This window comes from Acidovorax sp. Root568 (assembly GCF_001427445.1).
GTDB classification, from domain to species: Bacteria; Pseudomonadota; Gammaproteobacteria; order Burkholderiales; family Burkholderiaceae_C; genus Acidovorax; species Acidovorax delafieldii.
Genome location: NZ_LMGP01000018.1, coordinates 581,899 through 599,389 on the forward strand (window position 1 = coordinate 581,899; position 17,491 = coordinate 599,389).

The 17,491-nt window shown below is 64.0% G+C and carries 14 protein-coding genes; all 14 read right to left on the reverse strand.

Annotation, left to right across the window (positions count from 1 at the left end):
• Positions 1-49 precede the first annotated feature (49 nt).
• A complete protein-coding gene (gene trpA, locus ASD75_RS20455; RefSeq protein ID WP_056747631.1) occupies positions 50-859 on the reverse strand; it encodes a tryptophan synthase subunit alpha in 810 nt (269 codons plus the stop codon).
• On the reverse strand, positions 860-2,143 hold the full coding sequence (gene trpB, locus ASD75_RS20460) for a tryptophan synthase subunit beta (protein WP_056747633.1): 1,284 nt from the start codon (positions 2,141-2,143) through the stop codon (positions 860-862).
• Positions 2,121-2,921: a phosphoribosylanthranilate isomerase gene (locus ASD75_RS23525; protein ID WP_082565109.1), complete on the reverse strand. Its 801-nt coding sequence runs from the start codon at positions 2,919-2,921 to the stop codon at positions 2,121-2,123. Before ASD75_RS23525 ends, trpB begins: the two co-directional genes overlap by 23 nt.
• On the reverse strand, positions 2,918-3,793 hold the full coding sequence (gene truA / locus ASD75_RS20470; protein WP_200947626.1) for a tRNA pseudouridine(38-40) synthase TruA: 876 nt from the start codon (positions 3,791-3,793) through the stop codon (positions 2,918-2,920). The genes ASD75_RS23525 and truA overlap by 4 nt, the downstream gene beginning before the upstream one ends.
• Positions 3,793-6,405, reverse strand: a complete 2,613-nt coding sequence (locus ASD75_RS20475; protein ID WP_056747637.1) for a FimV/HubP family polar landmark protein — start codon at positions 6,403-6,405, stop codon at positions 3,793-3,795. Before ASD75_RS20475 ends, truA begins: the two co-directional genes overlap by 1 nt.
• 289 nt (positions 6,406-6,694) lie before the next feature.
• The gene (gene asd, locus ASD75_RS20480; protein ID WP_056747639.1) at positions 6,695-7,825 is read right to left on the reverse strand and encodes an aspartate-semialdehyde dehydrogenase; all 1,131 of its coding nucleotides are present in this window, start codon (positions 7,823-7,825) and stop codon (positions 6,695-6,697) included.
• A gap of 403 nt (positions 7,826-8,228) precedes the next feature.
• On the reverse strand, positions 8,229-9,302 hold the full coding sequence (gene leuB / locus ASD75_RS20485; RefSeq protein ID WP_056747641.1) for a 3-isopropylmalate dehydrogenase: 1,074 nt from the start codon (positions 9,300-9,302) through the stop codon (positions 8,229-8,231).
• A gap of 76 nt (positions 9,303-9,378) precedes the next feature.
• On the reverse strand, positions 9,379-10,029 hold the full coding sequence (leuD, locus tag ASD75_RS20490; RefSeq protein ID WP_056747643.1) for a 3-isopropylmalate dehydratase small subunit: 651 nt from the start codon (positions 10,027-10,029) through the stop codon (positions 9,379-9,381).
• An 11-nt stretch (positions 10,030-10,040) separates the two neighbouring features.
• On the reverse strand, positions 10,041-10,166 hold the full coding sequence (locus ASD75_RS20495; protein WP_005795904.1) for an entericidin A/B family lipoprotein: 126 nt from the start codon (positions 10,164-10,166) through the stop codon (positions 10,041-10,043).
• Between the two features lie 69 nt (positions 10,167-10,235).
• Positions 10,236-11,657: a 3-isopropylmalate dehydratase large subunit gene (gene leuC, locus ASD75_RS20500; protein ID WP_056061462.1), complete on the reverse strand. Its 1,422-nt coding sequence runs from the start codon at positions 11,655-11,657 to the stop codon at positions 10,236-10,238.
• 21 nt (positions 11,658-11,678) lie between these two features.
• Positions 11,679-12,656 carry a LysR family transcriptional regulator gene (locus tag ASD75_RS20505; protein ID WP_056747645.1) on the reverse strand — a complete coding sequence of 326 codons (978 nt, stop codon included), beginning with the start codon at positions 12,654-12,656 and terminating at the stop codon, positions 11,679-11,681.
• A gap of 136 nt (positions 12,657-12,792) precedes the next feature.
• Positions 12,793-14,157 carry an MBL fold metallo-hydrolase gene (locus tag ASD75_RS20510; protein ID WP_056747647.1) on the reverse strand — a complete coding sequence of 455 codons (1,365 nt, stop codon included), beginning with the start codon at positions 14,155-14,157 and terminating at the stop codon, positions 12,793-12,795.
• Between the two features lie 154 nt (positions 14,158-14,311).
• The gene (dnaJ, locus tag ASD75_RS20515; RefSeq protein WP_056061470.1) at positions 14,312-15,457 is read right to left on the reverse strand and encodes a molecular chaperone DnaJ; all 1,146 of its coding nucleotides are present in this window, start codon (positions 15,455-15,457) and stop codon (positions 14,312-14,314) included.
• A gap of 84 nt (positions 15,458-15,541) precedes the next feature.
• Positions 15,542-17,491: a molecular chaperone DnaK gene (dnaK, locus tag ASD75_RS20520; protein ID WP_056747649.1), complete on the reverse strand. Its 1,950-nt coding sequence runs from the start codon at positions 17,489-17,491 to the stop codon at positions 15,542-15,544.

Genomic DNA, 17,491 nt, shown 5'->3' on the forward strand with positions numbered 1-17,491 from the left:
GTGAATCTGTCGGCGCACCCCGCAGGATGCGCCGGGCTGCATTATGCGACTAGGCGTCCAGGGCCTTGCGGATGCCGCGCAGGAAGTCGATGGTCAGGGGCACCACCTTGGCGTGCTCCTGGTCTTCAATCAACTGGATGATGCGGCTGCCGATGACCACGGCATCGGCCACCTTGCCGATGGCCTGGGCGGTGGCGGCGTCGCGGATGCCGAAGCCCACACCCACCGGGATGGTCACGTGCTGGCGAATACGGGGCAGCATCTGCTCCACGGCCGCCGTGTCCAGCGCGCCTGAGCCGGTCACGCCCTTGAGCGATACGTAGTACACATAGCCGCTGGCCACACGCGCCACCTGGGCCATGCGTTCATCCGTGCTGGTGGGGGCCAGCAGGAAGATCAGGTCCATGCCGTGCGCGCGCAGGCTGGCGGCAAAGGCTTCGCATTCTTCGGGTGGGTAGTCCACGATGAGCACGCCGTCCACGCCCGCAGCGGCAGAGTCGCGCACAAACGCACCTTCGCCGTGCTTCTGGTCGTAGCGTTCCACAGGGTTGGCATAGCCCATCAACACCACTGGCGTGGTGCTGTTGCGCTTGCGGAACTCACGCACATGGTCGAGCACCTGCACCATGCCAATGCCCAGGCTGAGGGCTTTTTCACCCGCCTTCTGGATCACCGGGCCATCGGCCATGGGGTCGGAAAAGGGCACGCCCAGCTCGATCACGTCGGCACCGGCCTCGACCATGCCGTGCATGAGCGCGGGGGTGATGTCGGCGAACGGGAAACCGGCGGTCACATAAGGAATCAGCGCCTTGCGGCCCTGGGCTTGCAGGGCAGAAAAGGTGGATGCGATACGGCTCATTTATTTCACCAACTTGATGGGTTGCTCGCCGCCCTTGACGGACTGCCCCTGGCAGCTGGGTCGGCAGTAAAAGTCGGCGCCACTGAGATCGGCCACAGTACCAATGTCCTTGTCGCCCCGGCCCGAGAGGTTGACCAGGATCGACTGGTCTGGGCGCATGGTTTTGGCCAGCTTCATGGCGTAGGCCACGGCGTGACTGGATTCGAGTGCGGGGATGATGCCCTCGGTGCGGCACAGGTAGTGGAAGGCGTCCAGCGCTTCCTGGTCGGTGATGCCGACGTATTCGGCGCGGCCGATTTCCTGCAGCCAAGCGTGCTCCGGGCCCACGCCGGGGTAGTCCAGGCCTGCGCTGATGCTATGGGTTTCGGTGATCTGGCCGTTGTCATCCTGCAGGATGAAGGTGCGGTTGCCGTGCAGCACACCCGCGCTGCCCTTTTGCAGCGACGCCGAGTGTTTGCCCGACTCCAGGCCTTCGCCCGCTGCCTCCACGCCGATGAGGCGCGTTTTCTCGAAAGGGATGTATGGGTGAAAGATACCCATGGCATTGCTGCCACCACCCACGCACGCGATAACCGCATCGGGCTGGTCGCCCAGCACCTTTTGCTCGGCCAGCATGGCAGGCATCTGCTCGATGCATTCCTTGCCGATCACGCTCTGGAAGTCGCGCACCATCATGGGGTAAGGGTGCGGGCCCGCCACCGTGCCGATGATGTAGAAGGTGTTGTCCACATTCGCCACCCAGTCGCGCATGGCGTCGTTCAGGGCGTCCTTCAAGGTCTTGCTGCCAGACTCCACGGGCACCACCGTAGCGCCCAGCAGTTTCATGCGGTACACGTTGGGGCTTTGGCGCTTCACGTCTTCGGCACCCATGTAAACAACGCATTCGAGTCCGTAGCGCGCGCAGATAGTGGCAGTGGCCACGCCGTGCTGGCCCGCACCCGTTTCGGCAATCACGCGGGGCTTGCCCATGCGTTTGGCCAGCATGGCTTGGCCGATCACGTTGTTGATCTTGTGCGCGCCTGTGTGGTTCAGGTCTTCGCGCTTGAGATAGATCTGTGCGCCGCCCATCTCGCGGCTGGTGCGCGCTGCATGGTAGATGGGGGAGGGGCGACCGACGAAATGCTTGAGTTCGTAATGGAATTCAGCCAGAAATTCAGGGTCGTTCTGGTAGCGCGCGTAAGCCTCGCGCAGCTCCTGGATGGCGTGGGTCAGGGTTTCGCTGACGAAGCTGCCGCCATACGGGCCGAAATGACCGGAAGCATCAGGTTGCTGATAGGAATTCATGGGGGTTCTTTGCAAGTTGTGCATCGGCCGCACGCACGGCGGCAACGAAGCGTTGGATCTTCACGGCGTCCTTGATGCCCTTGACGGGTTTGCCATCAGGACCATCGGTTTCGACGCCGGAACTGACATCAACCGCCAGCGAGAGACCCCGCGGGCGGACTTGCAAAATGCCATCGGTCACGTTTGCAGGCGTGAGTCCACCAGACAAAACGAGGTGAGAGCTGACGCTTGGTGGAAGGAGTGACCAATTGAATGCCTTGCCGCTGCCGCCAAAACCTTCGACATGGGCGTCGAGCAGGATGGCTTGGGCGTGAGAGTAATCGTGGGTGTATTTTACGAGGTCAAACTGCGCCGCTCCATCACCGAGGGGAATTCGGGCGGCTCGCAGGTAGGGGCGTGCCCCCTGGTGGGTGGCCGCCATGCAGTCCTGTGGCGTCTCATCACCATGGAATTGCACTGTAGCGCCAGCAATCATTGCACTGGCTGCTATCACATTAGGAGTGGATTCGTTCACGAACAGCAGCACGGGCGTGACAAACGGCGGCAGGCGCCGTGCCAACTGCGCGGCCCGCTGGGGGGTGACCGACCGTGGGCTGGGGGCGTAGAGTACAAAACCCACCGCATCGGCGCCCGCAGCCACAGCTGCATCCACGTCTTCCTCGCGGGTCAGCCCGCAGATCTTGATGCGGGTGCGTACGTTGGCAGACGCCTGGAAAGGGGCGTGGAGGCGTTGACTGACGGCGGGGGCCGTTGTGGTCGGTGTAGTGGCCTGGTTCATGGAAGCCAATCATACGCAGCCGTGCGCTGGGGTAGCCCCCAGGCGGCGTCGTAGACGGGCCCTTGAAAGTACAACCCGTCTGGCGAGAATGTCGGCGCAGCCACCTTGCGGGACCGGGCTGCCAGCACCTCGGCCATCCATTCGGGAGGCTGCGTGCCCTGGCCGATGGTGATCAGGCAGCCCATGATGTTGCGGATCATGTGGTGCAAGAAGGCGTTGGCTTCGAATTCAAAACGCCAGTAACAGGGGCTCCAGCCCAGTTCGGGGTGCGGTGTGTCCGCCCCCCGTCGCACGATGTCGATGCGTTGCAAGGTCTTGACCGGGGTCTTGGCCTGGCAGGCGGACGCGCGAAACGAGGTGAAATCATGCTCGCCGATCAGGTAGTCGGCCGCCTGCCGCATGGCGTCATGGTCTAACGGGTGAAACACCCAGCCCACCCGCCCGGCATCCACGCTGGGCCGCACCGGCGATTGCAGAAGCACGTAGGCATAGCGCCGGGCCACGGCGCTGGCACGCGCATGAAAGTTGCCTGGGACGGCCTGAGCCCATTGCACCGCGATGTCGGAGGGCAGGAAGGTGTTGGTACCCCGGACCCAGGACGCCGCGGGCCGGTCCAGCGGGGTGTCAAAGTGCACCACCTGCATCAGGCCGTGCACACCCGCATCGGTACGGCCTGCGCAAAGGGTGCTGACCGGATGCGTAGCAAAGCGGCCCAGGGCCGCTTCGAGTTTGTCCTGCACGGTATTGCCAGAAAGCTGGCTCTGCCAGCCACTGTAGGCCTGGCCGTTATAGCTGACACCCAGCGCCACCCGGGTCACGGGGCGGCCTGGGGACGTGCTGGGGGTTAAATCAGCGGAGGGGCCGAGCGGCATCAGCCCAGTTCGGCCAGCATGCGCTGGGCGCGGGTCTTGAGGGCGCCGCTGGACTCTGCCACCACCTCTTCAATCAGCGTACGAGCGCCGTCGGTGTCCCCGATGGCGTTGAACTCTTCGGCCAGCGCAAGCTTGGTGGCCAGCGGGTCGTCCTGCGCTGCGGCCGATCCATCGTCGGTGAATTCCGGTGCGGGAGCCGCCGGGGCCTTGGCGGCGGGAGCTGCCATGGGCTTGGAGGGGGCGTTCAGGTCCAGCGACAGGTCGCCCAGATCAAACTCCATAGGGCCGGAGTCTTGGGGTTCGCCATGGAGAGGCATGGGGCCGGACGGCGCCATGGTCAGGTCGTCGCTGCTGGGGAAGTCCAAATTGGCCACTGGAGGCGGCGCCATCATGGGACTCGGAGCGGTTTCCTGACTGCTCCACGCGGCCGTGGGCTCGTCGGGGATGCTGGGCAGATCCAACTCGGGGCGTAGCGTCTGTGGTTCGCTGGCTTCACTGCGGTTGTTGGCCGCAGCAGCCGCAGCAGCCGCAGCAAAACCACCGGCTGCAGCGGGGGGGGCGTCCGTCAGCGCGTCATCGGGCAGGTCCAGATCCAGGTCGAGGTCCAAGTCTGGTGGCAGGGCTGCGGCAGGGCTGCCTGCACCAGTGAAGGTGCTGGGGAACCCGCCCGGTGGCACGGAAGGCGATTCATCCTCGGCCATTCCAGGGCGGCCGCCAGGTTGGTACAGGCGGTTTTCGGGCTCCAGGTCACGCCCGAGTTCGGCAATGCGGTTCCAGTCAGGCCCTTCGCCCTGGGTCAGCTTGAATACTTCGCCAGCGACGGCCTCAAGGGCTTTGCGGTCCTGGCGCTTGGCGTAGATTTCACCCAGCTTGACGTGCACTGAGACGCGGCCCGGGTTGTGGCGCACGGCTTCTTTCAGGATTTCTTCGGCCTGGAGATCGCGGCCGTAGGCCAGATAAACGTCGGCTTCGGCCACGGGGTCCACGTCACCGCCGGCGTCCAGTTGGCTGGGTGAATAGGCCATGGACGAGCCGGTGGTCATGTCGCTGTTGGCCGTGTCTACACGCTGGCCGCCGCTGGCACCAAAAAACGAGTCGGGTTGAATGCGACTTTCCAGGAAGGAGCTGTCCACCCCACCGTTCTGTCGACGGCGCTGGACCAGGCGGTAAGCGCCAAATCCGAGCAGACCCGCCACCAGGATGCCGCCGCCAATAGGCAACAGTGGGTCGTCCATAAGGGTGGACAGGAAACCGGGCTCCTCGACCGGGGCCGGAGCAGGTTTGGGTGTGGGCGCTGGTTTGGGGGCCGGTGCGGGTGCAGAGGCCTCCGTGGCGGGTGCCGAGGCAGCCGCTTCTGCTGCCACTGCGGTGTCTGGCGGGGTGCTGGCGGCCGCAGCGGGGGCGGATGCCGGGGCTTCGGGCGCCGGCGGCGCGGTCGGTGTTGCCGGGACGACTGGGGCCTGCACGGCCACCCCCGCAGGTGCGCTGGCTGCACCCGCTGCGGCGGGCGCAGGGCTGCTTCCGGCGGCTGCAGAGGCTGCGCTCAGCTTGTTGAGGTCGGTGATGTTCTTGGACAACTCTGCCATCCGCGTGGCGGCTTCGCTGGCCTGTTTGTCCTTGGCGACTTGCTCTTCGGCTGCCTTCTGGCCTTTGACGGCCCCCTTGGACAGGGTGAGCTTGTCGGGCGCTGCAGTCGCGGGTTTTTTGTCTTCTACGCGCGTCTGTACGGTGCCAGAGGCGGAGCGCTGGGCAGCTGCCACTTCGGTCGAAGGGGCCGCACCCGCGAGTTTGCGGCGGAAGTCGTTGAAGTCACGGGCCTGTGCGGCCAGAATCTGACGTGCTTCGGGGGCTGAAGTGGATTGCGCTGCGGCCTGGTCGGGCATTTGCAGCACGGCACCTGCCCTCAGGCGGTTGACGTTGCCCTGGATGAATGCGTCCGGGTTGGTACGCATCATGGCGACCAGCATCTGGTCGAGCGAAACGCCTGCAGGCTTGTACGCGTTCGCGATGCGGCCGGCGGTATCGCCGGCCTGTACCGTCACGCCATCTGCGGGGGCGGGGCGTGGGGCTGCCGCACGGGGTGCGGGTGCAGCGGCAGTTGCCTCGCTGGCACGGGCTGTGGCTGCGGGGCGCGTCGCAGGGACCTGGGGCGCCACCGGTGCAGAAATTTGGGGCGCTGCTGTGACGGCAGGCGCTGCGCGGCGCATGCTTGGCGGGTCAAACAGCATGGTGTAGCTGCGAACGATGCGGCCTGAGCCCCAGTTGGCATCCAGCACCAAGTCCAGGAAGGGTTCGTTCACAGGCCGGTCGCTTGACAGGCGCAACACGGCGGTGCCGTCGGCGCGGCGCTGCAGTTGAATCTGCAGGTTGTTCATGGTCTGCGTGTATTCCATGCCCTGGGCACGGAAGACCTCAGGCGTGGCCGTCGTGGCACGCAGCGAGTCCGCTTCGGCAGGAGTGATCTGTGGCAGGTCGATTTCAGCGCGCAGCGGCTCGCCCAGGGCAGACTGCACGGTGATGCGGCCCAGTGCCAGCGCAGACGCGTCGCTGGTGTAGAAACCAGCGCAAGCCACGGCCGCGGCCGCCAGGACAGAAAATTTCCAACGATGCATGTTTGCCAACAACTGATTAGGATTTTTTGCGGCTCGGACGAGCGGTGCTTTTGTTCTCATGGTCTGATCCCCGCCCCGGCGCGTGAAAATATGTAAAAAGCACCATAGCATCAATGTTTTGCACTGACAAGCTGAGGTGGCTCCGAAGCTTTGAGTGGGGTCCCGGCGCCCCAAATTGGGGCGTGCAGATGTTGCCAATTGCCAACGCCGCGTAACCGAGTGTGTCGATGTCTCAGGCGTAAAAAAGCGCGCGCAAGGGGGCTTGCGCGCGCTTTATGAGGTGAGACGATCAGGCGTTGAGCAAGATGCGCAGCATGCGACGCAGTGGCTCGGCGGCGCCCCAGAGGAGCTGGTCGCCGATGGTGAAGGCGCCGACATACTCGGGGCCCATGGCCAGCTTGCGGATGCGGCCCACGGGGATGGTCATGGTGCCCGTCACGGCGACGGGTGTCAGGTCCTTGATGGTGGCTTCGCGGGTGTTGGGTACCACCTTCACCCACTCGTTGTCGGCGGCGATCATGGCTTCGAGGTCGGCCACGGGCACGTCCTTCTTGAGCTTGAAGGTCAGGGCCTGGCTGTGGCAGCGCATGGCGCCCACGCGCACGCAGAATCCGTCGACTGGAATGGCTGCGGAGTCAAAGCCTTCGCCCAGGCCCAGAATCTTGTTGGTTTCGGCCATGCCCTTCCACTCTTCCTTGGACTGGCCGTTGCCTAGGTCCTTGTCGATCCAGGGGATCAGCGAGCCACCCAGCGGCACGCCAAAGTTGGCGGTTTCTGCACCGGTCAGTGCGCGCTGCTTGGCGATGACCTTGCGGTCGATTTCCAGGATGGCGCTCTTGGGGTCGTCGAGCAGGGCCTTCACTTCGGCGTTGAGCGTGCCGTATTGCGTGAGCAGTTCGCGCATGTGCTGCGCGCCGCCGCCCGATGCCGCCTGGTAGGTCTGGGTGCTCATCCACTCGACCAGCCCGGCCTTGTACAGTGCGCCCACGCCCATCAGCATGCAGCTCACGGTGCAGTTGCCGCCCACCCAGTTCTTGCCGCCGTTGGCCAGCGCGTCCTTGATGACGGGCATGTTCACCGGGTCCAGGATGATGACCGCGTCTTTTTCCATGCGCAGGGTCGAAGCAGCATCGATCCAGTGGCCGTTCCAGCCTGCGGCGCGCAGCTTGGGGAAGACTTCGGTGGTGTAGTCGCCGCCTTGGGCTGTGACGATGATGTCGCAGCGCTTCAAGGCGTCGATGTTGAAGGCGTCTTGCAGTGTGGTTTCGTTCTTGGCCTGCGCAGGGGCCTTGCCGCCGGCATTGGATGTGGAGAAGAACAATGGCTCAATAAGGTCGAAGTCTTTTTCCTCGACCATGCGGTCCATCAACACCGAGCCGACCATGCCGCGCCAGCCGACCAAACCTACCAACTTGCTCATTTCAACGCCCCTTTTCAGATTAAGAAACAGTGCCAGACCAGACTGTTTGCCCCGGCTCGTCTGGCCGGGAGAGGGCGCACGACGGTACCGGAGCTGGATCAGCCCTTAATAATGGTCGTGGTTTTGGTGGTGATTGCGCGCACAGCCACGCCTGCCAGGGCGGCAGTAGCGGTGTTCAGGTCGAACGGGCGGGCGGCAAACATGGGCATGATTGTAATAGATCGCGGCTTGCACGGGGCTTGCAACGTTGCGAGCACGCCATGGTCTGCTCGGCAACGGTGCCCCTGGCGGGCTGGATGGGTGTGCGAGTCGGTCCGCGCCCATAAAAAAGGCGATCACAGAGGATCGCCTTTTGCGGATGCCGCGCGCCGCCGCTCTGGGCAGCTCGGACGGCTGGGGTGATTTACGCCTGTAGCGCCTTCACCACCGCGTCGCCCATCTGCGCCGTGCCGACCTTGGTGGTGCCTTCGCTGTAGATGTCGGGCGTGCGCAGGCCCTGGGCCAGCACCTTCTGCACGGCGGCTTCGATGCGCTGGGCGGCGGCTTCCTGGTTCAGGCTGAAGCGCAGCATCATCGCTGCCGAGAGGATGGTGGCCAGCGGGTTGGCCACGCCCTTGCCGGCGATGTCGGGGGCGCTGCCGTGGCTGGGCTCGTACAGGCCCTGGTTGCTGCTGTTCAGGCTGGCCGAGGGCAGCATGCCGATGGAGCCAGTCAGCATGGAGGCTTCGTCCGACAGGATGTCGCCAAACATGTTGCCGGTCACCACCACGTCAAACGCCTTGGGGGCCTTGACCAGTTGCATGGCCGCGTTGTCCACGTACATGTGCTGGAGTTCCACGTCGGGGTACTGCTGGCCCACCTCGGTCATGACGTCCTTCCAGAACTGGAAGGTTTCGAGCACGTTGGCCTTGTCCACGCTGGTGACCTTCTTGCTGCGCTTGCGGGCGGCCTGGAAGGCGACGTGGGCGATGCGCTCGATCTCGGGGCGGCTATAGCGCATGGTGTCGAAGGCTTCTTCGGCACCGGGGAAGTGGCCGTCCACTGCCGTGCGACGGCCGCGGGGCTGGCCGAAGTAGATGTCGCCCGTCAGCTCGCGGATGATGAGGATATCGAGGCCGGCAATCAGCTCGGGCTTGAGGCTCGATGCACCCACCAGCTGCTCGTAGCAGATGGCGGGGCGGAAATTGGCGAACAGGCCCAGGTTCTTGCGCAGGCCCAGGATGGCTTGTTCGGGGCGCAGGGGCCGGTCGAGCTTGTCGTATTTCCAGTCGCCCACGGCGCCGAACAGAATGGCGTCGGCTTCCTTGGCGAGCTTGAGGGTGGACTCGGGCAGCGGGTGGCCGTGGGCCTCGTAGGCGGCGCCGCCGACCAGGGCCGATTCCATCTCGAACTTCAGATCGAGTGCGTTGAGGACCTTGACGGCCTCGGCGACGATTTCGGTACCGATGCCGTCACCCGGCAGAACTGCGATTTTCATTGATTTTGCTTTGTTTTTGATAGCTGCTAGCGCATATGGATGTAGCGCTTGCGGCCGATTGGGCTGAATTTTTGAGTTACGACACCATGGTGTGTGCCAGCCAGGGCTTGGTGGCAAGACGCTGGGCTTCAAAGGCCTTGATCTTGTCCGACTGGCGCAGGGTCAGGCCAATGTCGTCAAAACCGTTGAGCAGGCAGTACTTGCGGAAGGCCTGCACGTCGAACGGGATCTCTTCGCCCTGGGGGCGCACGATGACCTGGCGCTCCAGGTCGATGGTGAGCTGGTAGCCGGGGAAGGCCAGCACTTCATCGAACAGCTGGGCCACCGTGGCCTCGGGCAGCACGATGGGCAGCAGGCCGTTCTTGAAGCAGTTGTTGAAGAAGATGTCGGCAAAGCTGGGCGCGATGATGGCGCGGAAGCCGAACTGATCCAAGGCCCACGGCGCGTGCTCGCGGCTGGAACCACACCCGAAATTCTTGCGTGCTATCAGGATGCTGACGCCTTGGTAACGCGGCTGGTTTAGCACGAAGTCGGGATTGGGCTTGCGACTGGCGGGGTCCTGGCCGGGCTCGCCGTGGTCCAGGTAACGCCATTCGTCAAACAGGTTCACGCCAAAGCCGGTCTTCTTGATCGACTTGAGGAACTGCTTGGGGATGATGGCGTCGGTATCGACGTTCTCGCGATCCATGGGGGCTACAAGGCCCTTGAGCAAGGTGAATTTTTGCATGGCGGTATCAGTTACTTGGCGGCCCGCTCGATGGCGCTGCCGGCTTTGCCAATGTCCTGGCCCACACCCTTGACGGTGTTGCAGCCAGCCAGCACAAAGGCCAGGGACAGGGCGATGAGGGTGGCGGTCTTTTTCATGACAAGGCTCCTTCAGGCAGTTGGGGCAGTAGAGAGGACAACGGGCGGATGATGGGATGAATGATCAGCTCAGGTGAACTGGCGGATGTCCACAAAGTGGCCGTGCACGGCAGCGGCTGCGGCCATGGCCGGGCTCACCAGGTGCGTGCGGCCGCCAGCACCCTGGCGGCCTTCAAAGTTGCGGTTGCTGGTGGATGCGCAGCGCTCGCCAGGCTCCAGCCGGTCGGCGTTCATGGCCAGGCACATGCTGCAACCGGGCTCGCGCCACTCAAAGCCTGCGGCCACAAAAATCTTGTCCAGGCCCTCGCGCTCGGCCTGCTCCTTGACCAGCCCCGAGCCGGGCACCACCATGGCCAGCTTCACATTGCTGGCCACCTTGCGACCCAGGTTCTTCACCACGGCAGCGGCTTCGCGCATGTCTTCGATGCGGCTGTTGGTGCAGCTGCCGATGAACACCTTGTCGATCGTGATGTCATTGATCGGCTTGCCGGGCTGCAGGCCCATGTAGGTCAGCGCGCGCTCGATGGCGCCACGCTTGTTGGTGTCCTTTTCCTTGTCCGGGTCGGGCACGCGGGCGTCCACGCCCAGCACCATCTCGGGGCTGGTGCCCCAGGTGACCTGCGGCACGATGTCGGCCGCATCAAGCTTGACCACGGTGTCGAACTTTGCGTCGGCGTCGGAGTGCAGCGTCCTCCAGTACGCAACGGCCTGGTCCCATTCCACGCCCGTGGGCGACAGGGGGCGGCCCTTGACGTATTCAATGGTTTTGTCGTCCACCGCCACCAGACCCGCGCGCGCGCCGCCTTCGATGGCCATGTTGCACACGGTCATGCGGCCTTCCATGCTCATGGCGCGGAAGACGGAACCTGCAAATTCAATGGTGTAGCCCGTTCCGCCGGCCGTGCCGATCTTGCCGATGATGGCCAGCACCACGTCCTTGGGGGTCACGCCTTTGGCCAGCGTGCCGTCCACCTGCACCAGCATGTTCTTGGCCTTTTTGGCCAGCAGGGTCTGCGTGGCCATCACGTGCTCGACCTCGGAGGTGCCGATGCCGTGGGCCAGTGCGCCAAACGCGCCGTGGGTGCTGGTGTGGCTGTCGCCGCAGACCACGGTCATGCCGGGCAGGGTGGCACCGTTTTCAGGGCCAATGACGTGCACGATGCCCTGGCGCTTGTGCATGAACGGGAAGAACGCGGCGGGTGTGATCTGCGCGATGTTGTCGTTCAGCGTGGTGATCTGTTCTTTGCTGATCGGATCGGTGATGCCGTCGTAGCCGTTTTCCCAGCCCGTGGTGGGCGTGTTGTGGTCGGCCGTGGCCACGATGGAACTCATGCGCCAGACCTTGCGGCCCGCCTCGCGCAGACCTTCGAATGCCTGAGGGCTGGTGACTTCATGCACCAGATGGCGGTCGATGTAGAGGATGGAGGTGCCGTCCTCTTCGGTGTGGACGACATGCTCGTCCCAGATCTTGTCGTACAGGGTGCGTCCCATGGCGTGGCTTTCTTTCTGCTTTCAGGTGGGTGATTGGATTTTAGTGTCGGGGGCCGGTTGCGCCGGGGCGGGTTCTGCCCGGGGTGAGAGGTGTTCCACCAGCAAACGCGCCGTGATGGACAGGGCATCAAAGTCGCGGGCTACCACGCGCAGTTCGCGGTGGGCCCAGGCATCGCTCAGCGGAATGGCTTGCAGGTTGCCCACGCCGCGCATCAGCGCAAACGCCCGGTCGGGCAGCAGGCCCACGCCCAGGCCGTTGTCGATCATGCGGCACATGGCGTCGAGCCCTGTGACCTGGATGCGCTGGCGCAGGGGGCGCCCGGCGGCGGCAGCGGCTGCGCGCATGGCCAGGCTGATGCTGCTGTTGGCGTGCAGGCCCACAATGTCCCAGTCCAGGACTTCTTCAAAATTAATAGCATTCAGCGCAGATAAATCATGCGCTCGGGGCACAACCAGCACCAAATTGTCGGCGCGGTAGGGGCGGCTCTGCAGCTCCAGGACGCCGCCGCCGTTCGCCATGCCGATGTTGCAGATGCCCAGGTCGGCGGCTCCTTCTTGCACGGCGTGCAGCACATCGCTGGAGAGGTGCTCCTGCAGGTCGATCTTGATCTGGCTGTGCTCGCGCGCGAAGGCGCCCAGGTCTTCGGGCAGAAACTGGAAGATGGCCGAGATGTTGGCGTGCATGCGGACATGGCCGCGAACGCCGTCGGCATATTCACTCAGTTCGCCCTGCATGCGCTCCAGGCCAAACAGCACGGTGCGCGCATGGTGCAGCAGGCTCTCACCAGCGGGCGTGAGCGTCACACCCCGGCTGTGGCGGTAGAGCAGGGCGGTGTCTACAGCCGTTTCCAGGTCCGACAGGCGCTTGCTGACCGCCGATGCTGCAATGAATTCGCGCTCGGCGGCGCGGCCGATGCTGCCCAACTCGCACACCGCCACGAACAATTGCAGCGAGGTGAGGTCAATACGGCGCGCAAAACTGCGCTCGGAGCTTTTCATGGGGTTTTGGCTTCTCAGAAAGAGAAGGTTTCATATTTTCTCCCCATTGTTGATAGTTTGTCATCGCGATACGCGATGGCTGCGATGCCCTTCTGCGCGAGAGAGGCTCTCTTGGAGTGCAGAAAGAGACCGAGGCTCAGGCCGCGCAGGTGCTGCCGTGCTCTGGCACTGAGGCCCGCCAGCGCAATTCGTGTTCAATGCGCTGGCGCAGCAGGTCGGCGGCGCCCATTTCGCCATGCACCACATACACCTGGTCGGGCGCGTGGCCCATGCTGCGCAGCCAGGCGATGAGCTGGTTGCCGTCGGCGTGGGCCGATGCGGAAGACAGCTTGACCACTTCGGCGCGCACGGCCACGTCCTGGCCGTGAATGCGGATGGTCTTTTCGCCCTCAGCCAGCCGCGCGCCGCGTGTGCCCGGCGCCTGGTGCCCGGTCAGAATGATCATGTTGCGGTGATCGCCAGCGTGCAGTGCCAGGTGGTGCAGCACGCGGCCCCCGGTAGCCATGCCACTGGCTGACAGGATGACCATGGGACCATGCAGTTTGGCCAGTCCTTTGGATTGCTCGGGTGTCTGGACCATGGTGGCGCCATGCTCTAGCGCCTGCACCTCGCGGCCGCTCAGGCGGTGTTCCTGCATGTGGTGCTGGAACAGTCCGGTGGTGCTCACGGCCATGGGGCTGTCGAGGAATACCTTGAGCGATGCTGGCACCACACCCTGCGCCTTCAGCAACCCGATGGCGTGCAGCACGACCTGTGCACGGCCCACGGCGAAGACGGGCACCACGGCGATGCCCCCGCGTGCGGCCAGGCGCTGTAGGGCGGGGCCCAGTTCGTCGAGCAGACCTTCGGGCGGGTGCTCCCGGTCGCCATAGGTGGATTCGATGAGCACGGTGTCCGCCTGGGGTGGGGCGTCCGGTGGATTCATCAGCAAGTCGTCCGGCCGGCCCAGGTCGCCAGAGAACAGGATTCGCCTGCCGCCCACCTCCAGCAGCACGCTGGCCGCACCCAGGATGTGGCCTGCGGGCGAAAGGGTCGCGCGCCAGCCGGGCAGGGGCTCGAACGCCTTGTGGAAGGCATGGATCTGAAACTGTTTGAGGCAGTGCAGCGCGTCGAGCCGGGTATACAGGGGCAGAGCGGGGCTGTGGCTGCTGAGCTGGTGGCGGTTGAGGAAGGCGGCGTCCTCCTCCTGCAGGTGCCCGCTGTCGGGCAGCAGGATGGTGCACAGGTCACGTGTGCCCGGGGTGCAGTGGATGGCGTGGGTGTAGCCGTCGCGCGCCAGCAGCGGCAGGTAGCCGCTGTGGTCCAGGTGGGCATGGGTCAGCACCACGGCGTCGATCTGTTGAGGCGTGACGGGCAGGGGCTGCCAATTGCGCAGGCGCAACTGCTTGTAGCCCTGGAACAGGCCGCAATCGACCAGCAGGCTCTTGCCGTTGTAACGCACCAGGTACTTGGAGCCGGTGACGGTGCCGGAGCCCCCCAGGAAAGTGATGTTGACGTTCATGTGTCCAGACTCCCGGGTGATCATCGATGATGACCATCCTACTGGTCGGATTGCGCCTGCGGACGTTGCCAGGGGGTTTCTTGCCTTGCATCAAGAAAAAACCGCCTGCGGCTTTGGGGCTGCAGGCGGTTTTTGGCGGGAAACCCGCGCGTGATCAGCTGAAGAAGTTCTTCAGCCGGTCCGTCCAGCTCTCGCCGCTGGGCGAATGGCGTGCGCCGCCCTTCTTGAGGGAGTCTTCCAGCTCGCGCAGCAGCTTGCGCTGGTGTTCGGTGAGCTTGACGGGTGTCTCGACCGCGATGTGGCAGTACAGGTCACCCGGGTAGCTGGCGCGCACACCCTTGATGCCCTTGCCGCGCAGGCGGAACTGCTTGCCGGCCTGGGTGCCTTCGGGGATGTCGATGGCCGCCTTGCCTTGCAGGGTGGGCACCTCGATCTCGCCACCCAGCGCCGCCGTGATGAAGCTCACCGGTACCTGGCAGTGCAGGTCGTCGCCGTCGCGCTCGAAGATGTCGTGTTTCTTCAGGCGGATCTCGATGTACAGGTCGCCCGGCGGGCCGCCGTTGGTGCCCGGCTCGCCGTTGCCGGTGGAGCGGATGCGCATGCCATCGTCGATGCCAGCAGGAATCTTCACTTCCAGCGTCTTCTGCTTCTTGAGCTTGCCTTGGCCATGGCAGGTGGTGCAAGGCTCAGGAATGATCTTGCCCGTGCCACGGCAGTGGGGGCAGGTCTGTTGCACGCTGAAGAAGCCCTGGCGCATTTGCACAGTGCCCGCGCCCTGGCAGGTGCCGCAGGTCTTGGCGCTGGTGCCGGGTTTGGCGCCGCTGCCATGGCAGGTGTCGCAGGTGTCCCAGGACGGGATGCGAATCTGCGCGTCTTTGCCGCGAGCTGCTTCTTCGAGCGTGATCTCCATGGCATAGCTGAGGTCACTGCCACGGTAGACCTGGCGTCCACCGGCGCCGCGTCCGCGCCCGCCTTGTTGGCCGAACATGTCGCCAAAGATGTCGCCGAAGGCTTCCGCAAAACCGCCAAATCCTTCCGCTCCCGCGCCACCAGGGCCGCGCATGTTGGGGTCTACCCCCGCATGGCCATACTGGTCATAGGCCGCACGCTTTTGGGGGTCCGAGAGCATCTCGTAGGCCTCTTTGGCCTCCTTGAACTTCTCCTCGGCAGGCTTGGCTGCATCCCCCTGATTGCGGTCAGGATGGTGCTTCATCGCCAGCTTGCGATAGGCCTTTTTGATTTCTTCGTCCGAGGCGTTCTTCGGAACGCCCAGGATTTCGTAAAAGTCTCGTTTGGACATAGTGATTCAGAACCCGGTTGGAACAGGAACGCCGCGCAGCCCCTGACGAGCATTGCGCGGCGGCTCGGGTCAACGGGGGCTCGTTCAGCCCTTCTTGACTTCCTTCACCTCGGCATCAACGACGTTGTCGTCGTCTGTGGGCTTGTTGGCTGCACCGGCCGATGCGCCTGCGGCGTCTGCACCACCGGCCGCCTGGGCGGCTTGCGCTGCCTGCGATTCGGCGTACATCTTCTCGCCCAGCTTCTGGCTGGCGGCCATCAGCGCGGTCGTCTTTTCGTCAATCGCGGCCTTGTCTTCACCCTTGAGGGCTTCTTCGAGGGCCTTCACGGCTGCAGCGATTGCGTCCTTTTCACCTGCGTCGAGCTTGTCGCCGTGTTCGGCCAGGCTCTTGTTGACGCTGTGCACAGCGGCTTCACCCTGGTTGCGGGCCTGCACCAGTTCCAGCTTCTTCTTGTCGTCCGCAGCGTTCAGCTCGGCGTCCTTCACCATCTTCTGGATTTCTTCTTCCGACAGGCCCGAGTTGGCCTTGATGGTGATCTTGTTTTCCTTGCCGGTGCCCTTGTCCTTGGCGCCCACGTGCAAGATGCCGTTGGCGTCAATGTCGAACGACACTTCGATCTGCGGAACACCACGGGCTGCGGGCGGAATGCCTTCGAGGTTGAACTCGCCCAGCAGCTTGTTGCCGGTGGCCATTTCGCGCTCGCCCTGGTAGACCTTGATGGTCACGGCAGGCTGGTTGTCGTCGGCCGTCGAGAAGGTCTGAGCGAATTTCGTCGGGATGGTCGTGTTCTTGGTGATCATCTTGGTCATCACACCGCCCAGGGTTTCGATACCCAGCGACAGGGGGGTCACGTCCAGCAGCAGCACGTCCTTGCGGTCGCCCGACAGCACTTGGCCCTGGATGGCGGCGCCCACGGCCACGGCTTCGTCAGGGTTCACATCCTTGCGGGGGTCCTTGCCGAAGAATTCCTTGACCTTCTCCTGCACCTTAGGCATGCGGGTCATGCCACCGACCAGAATCACGTCATGGATGTCGGACACCGACACGCCCGCGTCCTTGATCGCCATGCGGCAAGGAGCGATGGTGCGCTCGATCAGCTCTTCCACCAGTTGTTCCAGCTTGGAGCGGGTCAGCTTGATGTTCAGGTGCTTGGGGCCCGAGGCGTCGGCCGTGATGTAGGGCAGGTTGATGTCGGTCGCTGCCGAATTCGACAACTCGATCTTGGCCTTTTCGGCGGCTTCCTTCAGGCGTTGCAGGGCCAGGACGTCCTTGGACAGGTCCACGCCTTGTTCCTTCTTGAACTCGCCGATGATGAAGTCGATGATGCGTTGGTCGAAGTCCTCGCCGCCCAGGAAGGTGTCACCATTGGTCGACAGCACTTCGAACTGCTTTTCGCCATCCACGTCGGCGATTTCGATGATGGACACGTCGAACGTGCCGCCACCCAGGTCATACACGGCAATCTTGCGGTCGCCCTTTTCCTGCTTGTCGAGGCCAAAGGCCAAGGCTGCAGCGGTGGGCTCGTTGATGATGCGCTTGACATCAAGGCCAGCGATGCGGCCAGCGTCCTTGGTAGCTTGGCGCTGGGCGTCGTTGAAGTAAGCGGGCACGGTGATGACGGCTTCCGTCACGGGCTCGCCCAGGTAGTCTTCAGCCGTTTTCTTCATCTTGCGCAGGATGTCTGCGGACACCTGCTGGGCCGACAGCTTGTTGCCACGCACTTCGATCCAGGCGTCGCCGTTGTCGGCAGCCACGATCTTGTAGGGCATCAGGTCGATGTCCTTTTGCACTTCTTTTTCGGTGAACTTGCGGCCGATCAGGCGCTTGACGGCGTACAGCGTGTTCTTGGGGTTGGTCACGGCCTGGCGCTTGGCCGAGGCGCCGACGAGGATCTCGCCGTCTTCCTGGTAGGCCACGATGGAGGGCGTGGTGCGTGCACCTTCGCTGTTTTCAATCACGCGGGTCGTGTTGCCCTCCATGATGGAAACGCAGCTGTTGGTGGTGCCCAGGTCAATGCCGATGATTCTTCCCAT